General features: G+C 72.1%; 19 protein-coding genes. 8 read left to right on the top strand and 11 right to left on the bottom strand.

The window, feature by feature from the left end:
- The 4 genes from ACFVYA_RS14455 to ACFVYA_RS14440 form a co-directional block, all read right to left on the bottom strand.
- On the bottom strand, window positions 1-318 hold a 318-nt coding region (locus ACFVYA_RS14455; RefSeq protein WP_285986649.1), incomplete at its 3' end, for a hypothetical protein.
- 58 nt (window positions 319-376) lie between these two features.
- Entirely contained in the window at window positions 377-1,012 is a 636-nt protein-coding gene (locus ACFVYA_RS14450) for a TetR/AcrR family transcriptional regulator (protein ID WP_387045123.1), read from the bottom strand.
- Window positions 1,009-2,532 (bottom strand): ATP-dependent acyl-CoA ligase, encoded by a 1,524-nt coding sequence (locus ACFVYA_RS14445; protein ID WP_387045112.1) that lies wholly within the window; start codon window positions 2,530-2,532, stop codon window positions 1,009-1,011. Before ACFVYA_RS14445 ends, ACFVYA_RS14450 begins: the two co-directional genes overlap by 4 nt.
- A complete protein-coding gene (locus ACFVYA_RS14440) occupies window positions 2,529-3,266 on the bottom strand; it encodes an enoyl-CoA hydratase/isomerase family protein (RefSeq protein WP_387045110.1) in 738 nt (245 codons plus the stop codon). Before ACFVYA_RS14440 ends, ACFVYA_RS14445 begins: the two co-directional genes overlap by 4 nt.
- Before the next feature lie 48 nt (window positions 3,267-3,314).
- On the opposite strand from ACFVYA_RS14440, the gene ACFVYA_RS14435 reads away from it, so the two are divergent.
- Window positions 3,315-4,922, top strand: coding sequence for an amidohydrolase (locus ACFVYA_RS14435; RefSeq protein ID WP_387045109.1), 1,608 nt, complete (start codon window positions 3,315-3,317; stop codon window positions 4,920-4,922).
- 4 nt (window positions 4,923-4,926) lie between these two features.
- Here the strand turns inward: ACFVYA_RS14435 and ACFVYA_RS14430 are convergent, their stop codons facing one another.
- Entirely contained in the window at window positions 4,927-5,247 is a 321-nt protein-coding gene (locus tag ACFVYA_RS14430) for a hypothetical protein (protein WP_387045106.1), read from the bottom strand.
- A 55-nt stretch (window positions 5,248-5,302) separates the two neighbouring features.
- Between ACFVYA_RS14430 and ACFVYA_RS14425 the strand changes: the two genes are divergently transcribed.
- The 6 genes from ACFVYA_RS14425 (at window position 5,303) to ACFVYA_RS14400 (ending at window position 9,786) form a co-directional block, all read left to right on the top strand.
- Window positions 5,303-5,743 carry a GNAT family N-acetyltransferase gene (locus tag ACFVYA_RS14425; protein ID WP_285986644.1) on the top strand — a complete coding sequence of 147 codons (441 nt, stop codon included), beginning with the start codon at window positions 5,303-5,305 and terminating at the stop codon, window positions 5,741-5,743.
- Window positions 5,744-5,783: 40 nt separating this feature from the next.
- The gene (locus tag ACFVYA_RS14420) at window positions 5,784-6,467 is read left to right on the top strand and encodes a metal-dependent transcriptional regulator (RefSeq protein WP_285986643.1); all 684 of its coding nucleotides are present in this window, start codon (window positions 5,784-5,786) and stop codon (window positions 6,465-6,467) included.
- 69 nt (window positions 6,468-6,536) lie between these two features.
- On the top strand, window positions 6,537-7,355 hold the full coding sequence (locus ACFVYA_RS14415; protein ID WP_387045104.1) for an LLM class flavin-dependent oxidoreductase: 819 nt from the start codon (window positions 6,537-6,539) through the stop codon (window positions 7,353-7,355).
- A gap of 72 nt (window positions 7,356-7,427) precedes the next feature.
- Complete coding sequence (locus ACFVYA_RS14410) at window positions 7,428-7,760, top strand: transcriptional regulator (RefSeq protein WP_285986641.1); 333 nt, start codon at window positions 7,428-7,430, stop codon at window positions 7,758-7,760.
- 29 nt (window positions 7,761-7,789) lie between these two features.
- The gene (locus tag ACFVYA_RS14405) at window positions 7,790-8,848 is read left to right on the top strand and encodes a zinc-binding dehydrogenase (protein WP_387045101.1); all 1,059 of its coding nucleotides are present in this window, start codon (window positions 7,790-7,792) and stop codon (window positions 8,846-8,848) included.
- A 311-nt stretch (window positions 8,849-9,159) separates the two neighbouring features.
- Window positions 9,160-9,786: an alpha-ketoglutarate-dependent dioxygenase AlkB family protein gene (locus ACFVYA_RS14400; RefSeq protein WP_387045100.1), complete on the top strand. Its 627-nt coding sequence runs from the start codon at window positions 9,160-9,162 to the stop codon at window positions 9,784-9,786.
- Here the strand turns inward: ACFVYA_RS14400 and ACFVYA_RS14395 are convergent.
- Window positions 9,783-10,364, bottom strand: coding sequence for an ArsR/SmtB family transcription factor (locus ACFVYA_RS14395; RefSeq protein WP_387045097.1), 582 nt, complete (start codon window positions 10,362-10,364; stop codon window positions 9,783-9,785). The genes ACFVYA_RS14400 and ACFVYA_RS14395 overlap by 4 nt on opposite strands.
- 81 nt (window positions 10,365-10,445) lie before the next feature.
- On the opposite strand from ACFVYA_RS14395, the gene ACFVYA_RS14390 reads away from it, so the two are divergent.
- Window positions 10,446-10,799: a hypothetical protein gene (locus ACFVYA_RS14390; protein ID WP_285986637.1), complete on the top strand. Its 354-nt coding sequence runs from the start codon at window positions 10,446-10,448 to the stop codon at window positions 10,797-10,799.
- Window positions 10,800-11,127: 328 nt separating this feature from the next.
- Here the strand turns inward: ACFVYA_RS14390 and ACFVYA_RS14385 are convergent, their stop codons facing one another.
- The 5 genes from ACFVYA_RS14385 to ACFVYA_RS14365 are packed head-to-tail and all read right to left on the bottom strand — an operon-like array spanning window position 11,128 to window position 15,369.
- Window positions 11,128-11,961 carry a biotin-dependent carboxyltransferase family protein gene (locus ACFVYA_RS14385; RefSeq protein ID WP_387045095.1) on the bottom strand — a complete coding sequence of 278 codons (834 nt, stop codon included), beginning with the start codon at window positions 11,959-11,961 and terminating at the stop codon, window positions 11,128-11,130.
- Window positions 11,958-12,569, bottom strand: coding sequence for an allophanate hydrolase subunit 1 (locus ACFVYA_RS14380; RefSeq protein WP_387045094.1), 612 nt, complete (start codon window positions 12,567-12,569; stop codon window positions 11,958-11,960). The genes ACFVYA_RS14385 and ACFVYA_RS14380 overlap by 4 nt, the downstream gene beginning before the upstream one ends.
- Window positions 12,566-13,318 (bottom strand): LamB/YcsF family protein, encoded by a 753-nt coding sequence (locus ACFVYA_RS14375; RefSeq protein ID WP_285986633.1) that lies wholly within the window; start codon window positions 13,316-13,318, stop codon window positions 12,566-12,568. The genes ACFVYA_RS14380 and ACFVYA_RS14375 overlap by 4 nt, the downstream gene beginning before the upstream one ends.
- Window position 13,319: 1 nt before the next feature.
- A complete protein-coding gene (locus ACFVYA_RS14370; RefSeq protein WP_387045091.1) occupies window positions 13,320-14,114 on the bottom strand; it encodes a putative hydro-lyase in 795 nt (264 codons plus the stop codon).
- Window positions 14,115-14,124: 10 nt separating this feature from the next.
- Complete coding sequence (locus ACFVYA_RS14365; protein WP_387045090.1) at window positions 14,125-15,369, bottom strand: MFS transporter; 1,245 nt, start codon at window positions 15,367-15,369, stop codon at window positions 14,125-14,127.
- Between the last annotated feature and the right edge of the window lie 72 nt (window positions 15,370-15,441).

Genomic DNA, 15,441 nt, shown 5'->3' with positions numbered 1-15,441 from the left:
CTTACTGTTGCGGATGGCGATCGGGACGCCCGCGAGGTCCTCTTCGTTGCACAGGAGCTTCACGTCGTAGTACGGCGAACCCTGACGGTCGTCGTAGTCGAGGTGGATGGCCAGGACGTCGAGTGGCTCGCCCAGCCACTCCTGGGCCTGCCGCAGCCACGCGGAGCACCGTGCCAGGGCGGTGGGGAGATCGTCATCGCGGAACTCGACGGGGCGATAGGGCACATCCTGCACCTGATCGCGGGGGTTTTCCGGCGCCGGGAGGCCCGGCGCGAGACCCGAGTCGTCCAGTTCCAGTTGGATCGTTTCCTCAGTCACCCTTCGAGCGTCCCCCACGCACGCCGTCTGGGCAAGGCGTACACAGGTAAAAGCGCCGCTAAACGGACACGCCCCACTCTTTCGCGACGATTTCCCGGCACCGTCGCAAGTCGGTCACACCGGGCGCGGACGTGCAGCCCAGCGCCCTGGACGCCAGTTCCGCGTAGTGCTCCGCCAGCTCGTCCAGCGCCAGCGGGCCACGTGGGGAATACCACCTCGCGACGCCGCTGCACATCTCGAGCAGGGCGAGCCGGGTCACCGCCGGGTGCTCCACACGGAACACCCCCGCAGCCACCCCGTCGTCGATCGCGGCCGCCCACAGCCGTTCGTAGGCGTCCCGCAGGGCGACCACCGGCTCGCGCGCGGCCGGGGACAGGACGTCGACTTCGTTGTCCACCACCCGGGTTTCCGCCGGCCCGACGGCGTGCGCGAGGACGTGCAGCACGACCAGCGTGCGCAGCCGGTGCACCGGGTCGCCGCCGCCCGCGGTCGCCTCGCGGGCCGCGTCGAGCAGCCGGTTCAGGGCCGTGTGCATGATGTCGGCGAGCAGATCCTCTTTGGTGCCCATGTAGTGGTACAGGCTGGCCGAGGAGAGTTCCGCCTCCTGCGCCAGATCCCGGATCCCGGTGCCGTGGAAGCCTTTGGTGGCGAACAGCTTCACCGCCGCCGCGCGCACCCGCTCCCGGCTGCTCACAGCCATGCTTCCGCCTTCGCGTCCCAGGAACCGGCACGCGGGTCGGCGACCTTCCGCAGCTCGCCCTTGGCGACCCGCTCCGACGGCGTCATGGGCAGCGTGTCCGCGAACGCCCAGAACCGGGGAACCTTGAAGTAGGCCAGTTTCCCGGCGCAGAACGCGGCGAGCTCGGCGGGGTCCGGCCGGTCGCCGTCGCACACGACGTACGCCTTGATCTCCTCGCCGCGCAGCTCGTCCGGCACCGCGACGACGGCCGCCAGCCGGACCGCCGGGTGCAGCAGCAGCGCGCGCTCGACCTCGTCGGCGGAGACGTTTTCGCCGCTGCGGCGGATCATGTCCTTCGTCCGGCCGACGTAGTAGACGCGGCCGGCGGCGTCCATCCGGGCGAGGTCGCCGGTGTGGAACCAGCCGTTTTCGAACGCTTTCGCCGTCGCGTCCGGATCGTCGTGGTAGCCGTGCATCAGCCCGATCCCGCGGATCAGCAGCTGCCCGGTTTCCCCGCGCGGCACCGGCTTCCCGTCGTCGCCCGCGATCAGCACCTCGCGGTCGCGGCTGGGCCGCCCGATGCAGCCGGTGCCGACGGTCTCGTCGTGGTCGGCGGCGGTCATCCGGATGTCGCCGCCGGTTTCGGTCATCCCGAACGCCTCGTACCACGGCACGCCCCAGCGGGCCTCCAGCTCGGCGTGCAGGTCGTGCGGGATGGCCGACGCGCAGATCGCGCGGACGCGGTGGTCGCGGTCGGCCGCGCCCGGTTCCTGGCGCAGCAGCAGCGTCGGCATCAGGCCGAGGCAGTAGAACCAGGTGACGCCGTGTTCGCGGACCTTCGCCCAGAACGTGCTGGGGTGGAAGCGGTCGAGGACGACGAGGGTGGCGCCGCCGGCGAGGCCCAGCGCGACATTCCACTGTGGATCGATGTAGTGGAACGGCTGGGCGGTCAGGATGACGTCGTCCGCGCCGACGGCGGGGAAGTCGGTGGCCAGGCTGATCGCCAAGGTCGTCCAGTAGCGGTTCGGCAGGACGCAGCCCTTGGGGGCGCCGGTGGTGCCGGAGGTGTACTGGATGTTGACCGGCAGCTCGGGCACGGGCGTGAACTCCGGCGGCTCGGCATCGGTGCGGAGCTCGTCCGGGGTGATCACCTCGATCAGGCCGATCCGGCCGAGCAATTCGGTGAATTCGGGCGCGGCGACGGCCAGCTTCGCGCCGGAGTGGCGGAGGACGTGGGCGCCGTCGAATTCCTGGTAGTTCGTGTTGACCGGCACCAGCTGCGCGCCGATCTTCGCCAGCGCCAGCCAGATGAGCGGGAACTCCGGCTGGTTGCGCAGCATCACCGCCACCCGGTCGCCGGGGCCGATGCCGCGTTCGGCGAGCGCCGCGGCGATCCGGGTGCTTTCGCGGTCGACCTCGGCGAAGGTGAACGTCCGATCCAGGTCGTCGAACACCCAGGCCGTGCGTTCGGGCCACAGCGCGGCGGCCCGCGTGACGAGCTGCGCGAGGGTCCCGATTTCGGCGAGGGGCGTCACGCCCGGCTCCGGAACGCTTCGGTGGACGCGGCGACGGCGGCCGAGTGCTCGGTGATCAGGGCGTGGCTGACCTCGAGTTCGAGGGCGGGCTCGAGGTCGATCGGCGTGTCGAGGACCCGCTTCGCCATGGCTGCCGCCACGGGCGGGTGCTCCGCGATCCGCTTGGCCCAGCTCAGCGCTTCGGTCTGGAGCTGCTCGGCGGGGACGGCGGTGTTGACCATGCCCAGCTCGGCGGCCTTCCGGCCGTCGAAGCGCTCGCCCAGCAGCAGCAGCTCCTTCGCCTTGAGCGGGCCGACCAGCAGCGGCAGCAGCCGCGACGCCGCCCCGGTGACGCTCAGGCCGAGCGAGACCTCGGGGAAGGCGAACACGGCGTCCTCGGCGGCCAGGATCAGGTCGCAGCCGAGCGCGAACTCCGCGCCGGCGCCGATCGCGTAGCCGTGCACCGCCGCGATCACCGGCTGGCGCAGCCCGCGCAGCCGCCGCGTGACGTCCTGGAGCCGGTCCAGCCGCGCCCGCGAGTCACCCGCGGGGGTGGGTTCCTTGAGGTCGTGGCCGGCGCAGAAGGCCCGGCCGTTTCCCGACAGCACGACGACCCGGGCGTCGCTGCGGGCGGCCGCGTCGAGGGCGGCGAGGAAGTCGTCGACCAGGACGGCGGCGACCGCGTTCAGCCGCTCGGGCCGGTTCAGCCGGATCTGCGCGATGCCGTTCTCGACGGCGAACTCCACGGTGGGCATGAGGGCGATGCTAGACGTTCGATCGATCGATCGATAGCCTCTGGACCCATGCGGGTCGATGCGATCTACGAGAACGCCACGGTGTGGACGGGCGCGGGCGTCACCAACGCACTCGCCGTGCTGCACGGCCGGGTCGTCGCGCTGGGTTCCGACGCCCTTGAGCTGTCCGCGCGTTCCCGGGTCGACCTGGCCGGCGGCTTCGTCGTGCCCGGCTTCCACGACGCGCACAACCACATGGCGTGGTTCGGCATGGGCCTCGACGACGTGCCGCTCGGCGACTGCCGCAGCGTCGAGGAGGTCTACGACGCCGTCGCCGCGCGGGCCGCGACGCTGCCGGCCGGGAGCTGGGTGGTCGGGAGCGGGTACGACCAGAACAAGCTCGCCGGCGGGCACCCCGACCGGCACGGCCTCGACCGCGCCGCGCCCGGGATGCTCGTGCGGCTCAAGCACACGTCCGGGCACATGACCGTGGTCAACTCGGCCGTGCTCGACCAGCTCGACCTCGCGAACGTCCCGGTCGGCGGCGACGTCGTGCACGCCGGCGGCTCGCCGACCGGCCTGCTGCGCGAGCAGGCCCAGCTGCTGCTGCGGCCGCTGACGTACCCGACGCCGGTTTCGCGGGTCGTGCGCGGGCTCGAGCGGGCGTCCGAGCAGTACCTGTCGGAGGGCATCACCAGCGTCCAGGAAGCCGGGATCGGTGGCGGCCTGGTCGGTGAGACACCCGCCGAACTCGCCGCCTACCAGGAGGCGCGCGACCGCGGCGTGCTGCGCGTGCGCAGCACGGTGATGGTCGCCGCCAGCGTGCTGCACGACCTGCCCGACGGCGCCGGCTTCGGCCTCGACCTCGGCCTGCGCACCGGTCTCGGCGACGAGTGGCTGCGCGTCGGCCCGATGAAGTTGTTCGCCGACGGCTCCCTGGTCGGGCGCACCTGCGCGATGCACGACCCGTTCGACGGCGCTGAAACTGCCTCAGACGCCGGCGGGCCGGACAACCGCGGCTACTTCCAGGTGCCCGAGGACGAGCTGGCGCGCACGATCCGCCGCGCCCACGAAGCGGGCTGGCAGATCGCGACGCACGCCATCGGCGACCGGGCGATCACCGTCGTCCTCGACGCGTACGAAGCCGCGTTGGCCGCTTCGCCGCGCACGGACCACCGGCACCGCATCGAGCACTGCGCGGTGCTCCAGCCCGCGGAACTGACCCGGCTCGCCTCCCTCGGGCTCATCCCGTCGCCGCAGGGCCGGTTCGTCAACGAGCTCGGCGACGGCATGCGCGCCGCGCTCGGTGAGTCACGCGTGCCCTGGTGCTACCGGCTGCGCAGCGTCCTCGACGCGGGTTGCGTGCTTCCCGCGTCCTCGGACCGGCCCGTCGTGAACGGCGCACCCCTGCTCGCGCTGGCCGACATGGTGCGCCGGCGCACGGCCTCCGGCGCACCCTTCGCACCCGAAGAGGCGTTGACGCCGGAGCAGGCGCTGCGCGCGTACACGTACGGATCGGCGTACGCGACCTTCGCCGAGCGTGACCTGGGCACGCTCGAACCCGGGAAGCTCGCCGACTTCGCCGTGCTGTCCGGTTCGCCCCTGGACGAGTCCGCTTTGGACGACCTCGGCGTGCAAGGCACCGCCGTCGGCGGCGAACTGCGTTATCAAGCGTGATGGCTCACTTCCTTCCCACGAACTCGAGTGCTTCCTCGGCCAGCGCGGACCAGGGCTGTGGCGACCCGGTGTCCAGTGCCAGCCATTCCTTCATCGGGGTGCCCTTGTTGGCGTCGAAGCGCACCCCGTGCCCACCCTCGACCAGCTCGTCCACCCGGCCCCTGGGCAGCTTGAGCACCAGCTGCCCGCGGACGAACATCGCGAAGATCCGGCCGTGCGCGCGCAGCGCCGTGCGCCCGAACCCGCCGGTCGCGCCGGGTGGCGTGATGCCCGGGCGTCCGGTGAACTCGTCGACCAGGTCCTCGAACTTCTCCTCCGGCGACATCGACCACCTCCAGGCCTGACCGTAACGACCACCACCGACAAAAAAGGGAGGCGAGATGCCCGTCCGCGACGCCGTCTTCGAAGACATCGAGGAGATCTGCGCGCTCATCGAGGAGCACGCCGTCTACGAGGACAACCACGACCTGAAGCTCGACCGCGCCGAGATGAGCGGGCACCTGTTCGGGCCGGACCCGAAGGCGTGGGTGCTCATCGCGACCCCGCCCGGCGAGCCGGGCACGGTGGCCGGCTTCGCCTTCTGCAGCTGGAACTTCTCCACCTGGGAAGCCCGGCCGGGGATCTGGCTGGACGACCTGTTCGTCCGGCCCGCGCACCGCCGCCACGGGCTCGGCGGCGAGCTGCTGGACGAGCTGCGCAACCGCACGACCGGCCGCGTGGAGTGGGACATGCAGGAGGGCAACGAAAAGGGTTCGGCGTTCTACGCACAGCTGGGTGCCGAGCCGGTCCCGGGCTGGATCCGCTACCGCTGGCGGCCGTGAACTTTCACGAGAAAGTACCCGGCCCCGTATCGTATGCGGTATGGGAGATGGTTCGGTCCGGAGGTCCTCGTCGGTCGAGGACTACGTCCGGGTGATCTACGGCCTGGTCGAGCGGGGCGAGGCGGTCACCAACGCGTCGCTCGCCGGCCGGCTGGAGGTCAGCCCGTCCTCGGCGTCGGGGATGGTCACGAAGCTGTCCCAGCTGGGCCTGGTCACGCACGTGCCGTACCGCGGCATCGAGCTCACGGCCGACGGCAGGCTCCTGGCGCGTTCGGTGCTCCGGCGCCACCGGCTGATCGAGACGTACCTGGTCTCGGAGCTCGGCTACACGTGGGACGAGGTCCACGCGGAGGCGGACGCGCTGGAGCACGCCGTGTCGGACAGGCTGGTCGAGCGCATCGCGGCCAAGCTCGGCAACCCGGTCCGCGACCCCCACGGCGACCCGATCCCGGCGCCGGACGGGAGCGTGGAGGAGCTCCCGGTCCGCATCCTGGACGACCTCCCGCCGGGCGCGGTCGGTGAGATCGTGCGGGTCTGGGACACGGACCCGGAGCTGCTGAGGTACCTGACGGAACACGCGATCAACCTGGGCGAACGCATCGAGGTGGTGGAACGCCAGCCGTTCGGGGGGCCGTTGGTGGTGAAGGTGGGGTCGCCACCGGATGCCGCCACGCACGCCATCGGCAAGGAGATCGCACAGGCGTTGTCGGTCACGCTGCGCTGAGGGACGTACGCGCGGGTGACGTCGTGAAGCGGATGTGGTGACCCGCCCCCGCCCGCGACCATGGCTCGCATGAAATCCTTCCGCTTCGGCGTCGTCGCCGGTCATGCGCGTGACCTCACCTCGTGGACCGCTCAGGCCGAGCGGATCGAAAAGCTCGGCTTCGACACCCTGCTCGCCACCGATCCCGTCGGGACCGCCGATCCCTTCGTCCTCCTGGGGGCCGCCGCCGCGGTCACGCTGGATCTCACCGTCGGCACCTTCGTGCTCGCCGACCCCTTCCGCACCCCGGAAGCGCTCGGCTGGCAGGTGCAGACCCTCCACCGGCAGACCCGCGGCCGGTTCGAGCTCGGGCTGGGTGTCGGGCGGCCCGGCGCGGAGGAACACGCCAAGGCTCTCGGGCGCGAATTCCCCTCACCGGGTGAGCGCATCACACGGATGGCCGCCACGATCGCGCACCTCAAGCGCGACGCCGACCGGCCACGGTTGATGCTGGCCGGCGGTGGGCCGAAAATGCTGGCGCTCGCCGCGCAAGAAGCCGACACCGTCACCTTCACCTGGGCGCCCACGACCGGCGAAACCGAGGCGCAGTCCATTGTGGATCGATTCCGGGACCTCGCCGGGCCGCGGCTGCCGGAGATCGAGCTCGGCCTGAACCTGATGGCCGTCGGGACCGAACCGTCGCCGATGATCGCGCGGTGGGCCGGGGTGGACGTGCCCGAGCTCGCCGCCGCCGGTGCGGTGACCGTCCTTCCCGAGGATCCCGCCGCCGCCGCGGAAAAGCTTCTCGGCTGGCGGGAGCGGTGGGGGATTTCCTATGTCACGATCAACTCCGGCTACGCGGAACCGTTCGCCGCGATCGCCGACGAGACGCGCAAGGCAGGTGGGTGAGGACTCTTCCGATCTTGCGAAGCGGCGCCTACGCTCCAATGTTCGTATTCGGGAGTGCTTCGGAGCGTTGTGATGACCGGTCAGCGAACACGCACCATCGACCGGGGGGAACAGGCGGAGCTGGGCCGGCTGCTGGCGGCCGGACCGTTCGACGTGGCCCTGCGGGCGGCGATCCGGGCCCGCGGCCTCGGCCTCGAGCGGATCCGCTATCGCTTGCGCGGCAGGGGAACCACGGTCAGCCTGGCCACCCTCAGCCACTGGCAATCGGGACGGTGCCGGCCGGAGCGGCCGGAATCGTTGGAGGCCCTGCGGAATCTCGAGGACATCCTGAACGTGCCGGACGGCTCGCTCAGCAAACTCCTCGGCCCGCCGCGGAGCAGGACGAGGTTCCACGCGCTCACTTGAGCAGTGTCGAAGACGGTTAGGCTCGTGCCGTGCGAGCTGTGGTCATGGAGGAGTTCTGCGTCCCGCCCGTCGTGCGGGACGTGCCGGAGCCGGTGGCCGCGCCGGGCGGTGCGGTGATCGAGGTCGACGCCACCGGTGTCTGCCGCAGCGACTGGCACACCTGGCAGGGGCACGACACCGCCGTCACGCTGCCGCACGTCGCCGGGCACGAGCTCGCCGGCCGGGTGGTCGCGCTCGGCGAAGGCGTCCGCGGCTGGGAGCTCGGCGCCCGCGTCACCGTGCCCTTCGTCTGCGCCTGCGGCACCTGCGCCCAGTGCGCCCGCGGTGACCAGCAGATCTGCGACCGCGAGTTCCAGCCCGGCGCTACGCACTGGGGGTCGTTCGCCGAGCGCGTCGCCATCGAGCACGCCGAGACGAACCTGGTCGCGCTGCCGGACTCGCTCGGCGCCGCCGAGGCCGCGGCGCTGGGCTGCCGGTTCGGCACGGCGTTCCGCGCGGTGCTGCGGCAGGGGCGCGTCACCGCGGGCCAGTGGGTCTCGGTGTACGGCTGCGGCGGCGTCGGGATCTCCGCGGTGCTGCTGGCCGTCGCGGCCGGTGCGAAGGTCGTCGCCGTCGACGTCTCGGCGGCCGCCCTCCAGCTGGCGGCGAAGTCGGGTGCCGCCGTCACGATCGATTCCTCGGCCTTCGACGGCCCGGAAGCCGTCGCCGCGCACGTCCGCGAGCTGACCGGCGGCGGCACGCACGTCTCGCTCGACTGCCTCGGCTCGCCGTCGACCTGCGCGGCCTCGGTCGGCAGCCTGCGCAAGCGCGGCCGGCACGTCCAGGCCGGGCTGATGCCGCCCGCGCAGGGCGTCGCCCCGATCCCGATGCACCGCGTCATCGGCGGTGAGCTGGAGCTCGTCGGCATCCACGGGCTCCAGGCCCACGAGTACCCGGAGCTGCTGCGCGTCGTCGAGACGGCGGGCATCGACCTCACCGCGCTGATCGGCCGGCGCATCGGGCTCGACGACGTCCCGGCCGCGCTGGCGGCGATGAACGACCCCGTGCCGGCGCAGGCCGGCGTCACCGTCGTGACGTTCCGTGCCTGATCGGCGGCGCCGTGGTCAAGAGACCCGTTCGTAGCTGATCCACGCTGGCATGTGACATTCAGGTGTGGGAACGTCTACTTCATGGTGGCCCAAAGCGAGGGGACGCGGCCGCAGGACCGTCCCGCTGGTCCATTGGGGCGGCTCCTGCGGCTGTTCGTTACCGCGGGCGTCACCTTCCGCGGTCATCGCGTGGTGCCCTCGACGATCACCGAGCGTATGACATCTGGGGCTTCGCCCCAGGCCGGGGGCTCCGCCACCCGGACCCCCCGAAAAGCCGCTGTGCGGCGGGAGTCTCCGGCACAATCGAAGTGATGGACGCCCTCCTGCCGCGCCCGCGCGCCGAGCTCGCGCCCGGCGCGGTGCACCTGCCGGACTGGCTCGGCTTCGACGAGCAGCGCGAGCTGGTCGCGGCCTGCCGCGGCTGGTCCGGCTACCGCCACACCCGGCTGCCCAACGGCGGCGTGATGTCGGTGAAGTCGGTCTGTCTCGGCTGGCACTGGTACCCGTACGGCTACTCGCGCACGACCGGCGAGGGGACGCCGGTGCTGCCGTTCCCGGACTGGCTCGGCGACCTCGGCCGCCGCGCGCTGGCGGCCGCGTACGGTGAGCCGGCCGAGGCGTACGCGCCGGACATCGCGCTGGTCAACTTCTACGACGCCACCGCGAAGATGGGGCTGCACCAGGACAAGGACGAGCGCAGCCTGGAGCCGGTGGTGTCGTTCAGCCTCGGTGACGCCTGCGTCTTCCGCTTCGGCAACACCGAAACCCGCGGCCGGCCGTACACCGACGTCGAACTCCGCTCCGGTGACGTGTTCGTGTTCGGCGGCCCGTCCCGGCTCGCTTACCACGGCGTGCCGAAGACGCTGCCGGGCACGGCGGACCCGGCGCTGGGCCTCGACGGGCGGCTGAACATCACGCTCCGGGTGTCGGGGCTTTAGTCCTCGGCGGACTCCTCCTCGTCCGGCACCACGATGAACCGGACGGCCACCGACCGCGAGTCTTCGGGGTGCTGCCCCGGCTCGGTGGCGTACTTCCACACCAGGTTCTGGTACTCCTCGACGAAGGACACGACCTGCTCCTTCGTCAGGTGCAGTCCGGCGCGGTGGATCTGGTTCCAGCCCTCGGCGCTGTCGTAGCCCACGTAAGCCCGCGTGACCAGGCCCAGGTCGTGACTCATCTTCAGCGCGCCGAGCTTGAGCATCGCTTCGCGTTCGTCGGGCGTCAGCTCGAGGCCGGGCGGGGTGTAGATGTCCTTCGACCGCGACTTCCACCAACGTTCGCGGCCGTCCCCGCGGTCTTCCAGCTCCTCGATCAGCTCCAGGTCGGCGAGCTTGCGGAGGTGGTAGCTGGTCGTGCCGGTGCTCTCGCCCAGCGCCTTCGCGACGCTCGTCGAGTTCGCCTCGCCGTGTTTGCCCAGGTAGCTGAGGATGTCCCGGCGCACCGGGCTGGCCAGCGCCTTGTAGAAGGCCTTGAGGTCCGCGCCGGTCAGGACGCGCTTTTCGGGACGTTGGACCATGCCGGGAGCGTACTACAGAGATTGTTTGCAAAGAATCTCTGCAATCGCTACCTTGGGTCGGGAGAGAACTCGGGGGTTCGCATGAAGAAGCTCTTCTGGGCGGCCGGGCTGTGCCTGCTGCCGTGGATCGCGGTGCTCGGGCTGACGCTGCCGGACGTTGTCGCGGCGCAGCACTGGCGGCTGGCCTGGACGGGCCTCGACACGGCGGAGGCGGCCGGCCTGCTGCTCACGGCCTGGCTGCTGAGCCGCGGCGACGCGCGGACGCCGCTGGTCGCGACGGCCACGGCGACGCTGCTGCTGGCCGACGCCTGGTTCGACGTGGTCACGGCCGGCGACGACGTGGTGTTTTCGCTGCTCATGGCCGGTCTGGAGGTGCCGCTGGCGCTGGCGTGCCTGTCCGTCGCCGTGCCGCGGCCGGTGCCGGCGCATGTCTGAGCTGGACGCGCGGCTGCGCGACGAGATCGACGACCAGGTCGCGGAGGCCCTGGACGCCTACCTGGCCGAGCGGGGGCCGCGCCGGCCGCGGCGCGCGTGGCCCGTGGTGGTGACGGTGGCACTGGGGGTCGTCACCACCGGGCTGGCCCCGGCCGCGGCCTGGGCGGCGTGGCTCGCGATCGGCGTCACGAACGCCGTCTGGCTGGTGGTCGTGGTGGGGGGGGGGGGGGGGGCCCCGCCCGGGGCCCCCCCCCCGCGTGGGGGGGGGGGCGGGGGCGGGCGGGGGGGGGGCCCCCCGGCCCCCCCCCCCCGACGCTGGGGAGGAAGGCTATGCCGCCCGGAAGCGGACGGTCTGACCCGGCCGCAGCTGAGCCGCCAGGTCCAGGTCCGCCTCCTCGACGACCGCGATCACCGGGTACCCACCCGTCGTCGGGTGGTCGGCGTGGAACAGGATCGGCCGGCCCGACGGCGGCACCTGCAGCGACCCCGGCACGCACGCCTCCGACGGCAGCTCGTCGTGGCGCGCCCGGGACAGGGCCGGCCCGGTCAGGCGGATGCCGACGCGGTCCGAATCCGGCGAGACCGTGTACACAGTGGACAGCAGTTCGTCCGGCGCGGTGAACCAGTCGCGACGCGGGCCCGGTGTCACGCGCAGCACCGGTTCCGCCGGCAACGCCGCCCGTGGCGCGAGATCGACCACCGGGAACGCCGGCGGAGCCGGGCCGATCGGCAGCAGCATCCCGGCCGTCACCGGGGGCGGGCCGAGCTTGCCGAGCGTGTCCGTCGCCCGGGAGCCCAGCACCGGCGGTACGTCGATCCCGCCGCGCACCGCGACGTAGCAACGCAATCCCGACACCGCCGTGCCCAGCGCCAGTTCTTCCCCTGGCCACAACGTGATCGGCCCGTTCGGCCCGCCCTTCGAGAGCGGGCAGGAAGCGCCGGTGACCGCCAGCGTCGTCACGCCGGTCGCGCGCAGCACCAGCCCGCCGAGCGTCACCTCCAGGGCCGCCGCCCCGGCCGGGTTCCCGACGAGCCGGTTGGCCAGCCGGAACGACTCGCGGTCGGCCGCGCCGGAGCAGCCGACGCCGAGCGCCGCGTGGCCCGGGCGGCCGAGGTCCTGCACCGTCGTCGCGAACCCGGGCCGGACGACTTCGAGCTTCACGACGGCACCGCCGTGAACCGGACCCGGGTGCCCGGCGGCAGCAGGTTCGGCGGGTCGCGCTCGACGTCCCACACCGGCACGCCGGTCCGGCCGAGCAGCCGCCAGCCGCCCGGTGACGCGCTCGGGTAGACCGCGCTGTACTCGCCGGCGATCGCCACCGAGCCCGCCGGGATCCGGGTGCGCGGCGAAGACCGCCGGGACACGTGCAGCGCGGGGTCCGACCCGGTCAGGTAGGCGAAGCCCGGCGCGAAGCCGCAGAACGCCGAAACGTACGTCCCCGCGGTGTGCCGGGAAATCAGCGAAGCCACGCTCAACCCCGTCTCCGCGGCGACGTCGGCCAGGTCTTCGCCGTCGTACACCACCGGGATCACCACCTCGCCCGCGTCGGCCGCGACACTGTCCACAGGGGACACTTGTCGCAGCAGCGCCCCCAGCCGTTCCGCGTTCGTGACCGACGGGTCGAAGCGGACCAGCAGCGTCCGCGCCGCCGGGACGAGTTCCACGACCCCGTCCGGCGGCGACTGCGTCAGTGCCGCCTGGAAGCCCAGCACGTCGTCCAGTTCCACCAAAACCGCGCGCCGCCCGCACGGCAGCAGCCGGACGGTCATCCGGTGAACGCCGTGAGCGGGACGTCCGCGGCGGTCAGGCCGGCGCGGATCCGGCGGGCCAGCTCGACCGCGCCCGGCGTGTCGCCGTGCACGCACAGGGAATCCGGGCGCAGGTCGAGCTTGCCGCCGTCGGCTGTCACGACGCCGCCGCCGGTCGCCATCGCCACGGCCCGGTCGGCCACGGCCGAGGGGTCGTGCAGGACGGCGCCCGGCCGCTTGCGCGAGACGAGCCGGCCTTCCGCGGTGTACGCCCGGTCCGCGAACGCCTCCGCGTACGCGACGACGCCGGCCTTCTCCGCCTCCCGCTGCATTTCCGAGTCCGGCAGGCAGAGCAGCGCCAGCGCGGGGTCGTACCGGCGCAGGCCCTCGACGATCGCCGCCGCCTGCTCGGTGTCGGCCGCCGCGGTGTTGTACAACGCGCCGTGCGGCTTCACGTACGTCACGCGGCTGCCGGCCGCGCGGGCGAACGCGTCGAGCGCGCCGATCTGGTAGAGCACTTCGTCCGCCAGGTCGTCCGGGGCGATGTCGAGGGCGCGCCTGCCGAAGCCGGCCAGGTCGCGGTAGCCGACGTGCGCGCCGATCGCGACCCCGCGCCCGGCCGCCAGTTCGCACACCCGCCGCATCACCGACGGGTCGCCGGCGTGGAAGCCGCAGGCGACGTTCGCGCTGGTCACGATGTCGAGCATGGCTTCGTCGTCGCCCATCTTCCAGGCGCCGAAGCCCTCGCCGAGATCGCTGTTCAGATCCATTTCAGCCCACCCGGTATTCGCTGTCGTACCGATCGGTGATGAACATGTACCCCGGCGCGTGGGTGATCGCAAAGGGGGGCCGCGACGCCATCAGTGCCGCCTGCGGGGTGACCCCGCAGGCCCAGAACACCGGGACGTCGCCGGGTTCGGCGTCCACCGGGTCGCCGAAGTCCGGCCGGGCCAGGTCGCCGATGCCCAGCGCGCGCGGGTCACCGATGTGCACCGGGGCGCCGTGCACCGCGGGCATCGCGCGGGTGATCCGGATGGCGTCGTCGACGCGGTCCTCCGGGATCTGGCGCATCGACACCACCATCGGCCCGAACATCCGCCCGGCGGGCTCGCACGGCCGGTTCGTCACGTACATCGCGACATTGCGGCCTTGGTCGACGTGCCGCAAGGGGACGCCCTCGGCGGCCAGCGCCGTCTCGAACGTGAAGCTGCAGCCGATCGAGAAGGCGACCATGTCGCTGCGCCACAGGCCGGTGGCGTCCGACACCTCGCCGGCGAGGACGCCGTTCTGCCAGATCCGGTAGCGCGGCAGATCGGTGCGCAGGTCCGCGTCCTCGGCGAGCCGGGTGGCCGGGTCACCGGGGTCGGTGACGTCGAGCAGCGGGCACGCCTGCGGGTTGCGGGTGCAGAACAGCAGGACGTCGTAGGCCCAGTCCTCGGGCACGGCGATCAGGTTGGTCTGGGTGAAGCCGTTGGCCCAGCCGGTCGTGGGGTGGGCGGTACCGGTGCGGAACGCCGCTCGCGCCTGCGCGGGCGTGTACGTGGCTGGTTCGTCGAAGGTCGTCATGAGTTCCCCCTCAGTCGACTAGTTCGATGCCGCGGGTCTCGGGGAGGCCGAGCAGCGCGAGCACGGCGATGCCGTAGCCGGCCGCGCCGATGACGATCGCGCCGCCCGCGCCCAGGAAGCCCACGACGGCCGGGAACACCGCGCCGACCGCGCGGCCGAAGTTGTAGGTGAAGCCTTGCCCGGTGCCGCGCAACGCGGTCGGGTACAGCTCGGCGAGGAACGCGCCGAAGCCGCTGAAGATCGCGGACATCGCGAAGCCGAGCGGGAAACCGAGGACCAGCACGAGCCCGTTGGCGCCCTTGGGGATCTGCGTGTAGGCGACGATCAGGATGGCCGACAGCACCGCGAAAGTCAGGAAGGTCTTCTTGCGGCCCAGGAGGTCCGTGAGGTAGCCGCCGCAGACGTAGCCGACGAACGCCCCGGTGATGAGGAAGGCGAGGTAGCCGCCGGTGCCGATCACCGTCAGGTCGCGCGTCTTCTTCAGGTAGGTCGGTAGCCAGGTGTTGATGGCGTAGTACCCGCCTTGGACACCGGTGGACAACAGCGCGGCGAAGAACGTCGTGCGCAGGAGGTCACCCTTGAAGATCCGGACGAGGGTGCCCTTGGGGCGCTCGGTCTTCAGCCGTTCCTCCGCGCGCGGGGCGTCCTTGACGCTCTTGCGGACCCACAGCACGAGCAGCGCCGGGATGACGCCGGTCCAGAACATGATCCGCCAGGCCACGTCGTCGCTGGCCACGCTGAACACGACGGTGTAGACGACCACCGACAGGCCCCAGCCGACCGCCCACGCGCTCTGCACGAACGCCACGGTCCGGCCGCGGTAGCGCGCCGAGGAGTACTCCGCGACCAGCGCCGCGCCGGCCGCCCACTCGCCACCGAAGCCCAGGCCCTGCAGCGCGCGGAAGATCAGCAGTGTCTCGAAGTTGGGCGCGAACCCGCAGAGCACGGTGAAGATCGTGTACATCGCGATGGTGATCTGCAGCGTGCGGACGCGGCCGATCCGGTCGGCCAGCATGCCGGCCCCGACCCCGCCGACGGCCGACACGACCAGCGTCGTCGTGCCGAGCAAGCCGGCTTCACCGCTCGAGATGCCGAAGTACGCGGTGATCGCGGCCAGGCCGAGGGGCAGGGTCTGGTAGTCGAACGAGTCCAGGCCGTACCCGCCGAACGCGCCCACGAAGGCGCGGCGGCCACGTTTTCCCAGCGTGCGGAACCAGTCGAACGGCCGGGCCTCGGTAGCGGTAGTGGCAGTCATGGGGCACCTCCTGGCCAGTGTCTCTCATCGTGGCGTGCCTCACACGGTAGGGATTGTTGAACAATTCCACAA

The sequence above is a fragment of the Amycolatopsis sp. NPDC058278 genome (assembly GCF_042881395.1).
Lineage (GTDB): Bacteria > Actinomycetota > Actinomycetes > Mycobacteriales > Pseudonocardiaceae > Amycolatopsis.
The sequence above is the reverse complement of the archived record's forward strand: the minus strand, read 5'-3'. Positions and strand labels throughout refer to the sequence as shown.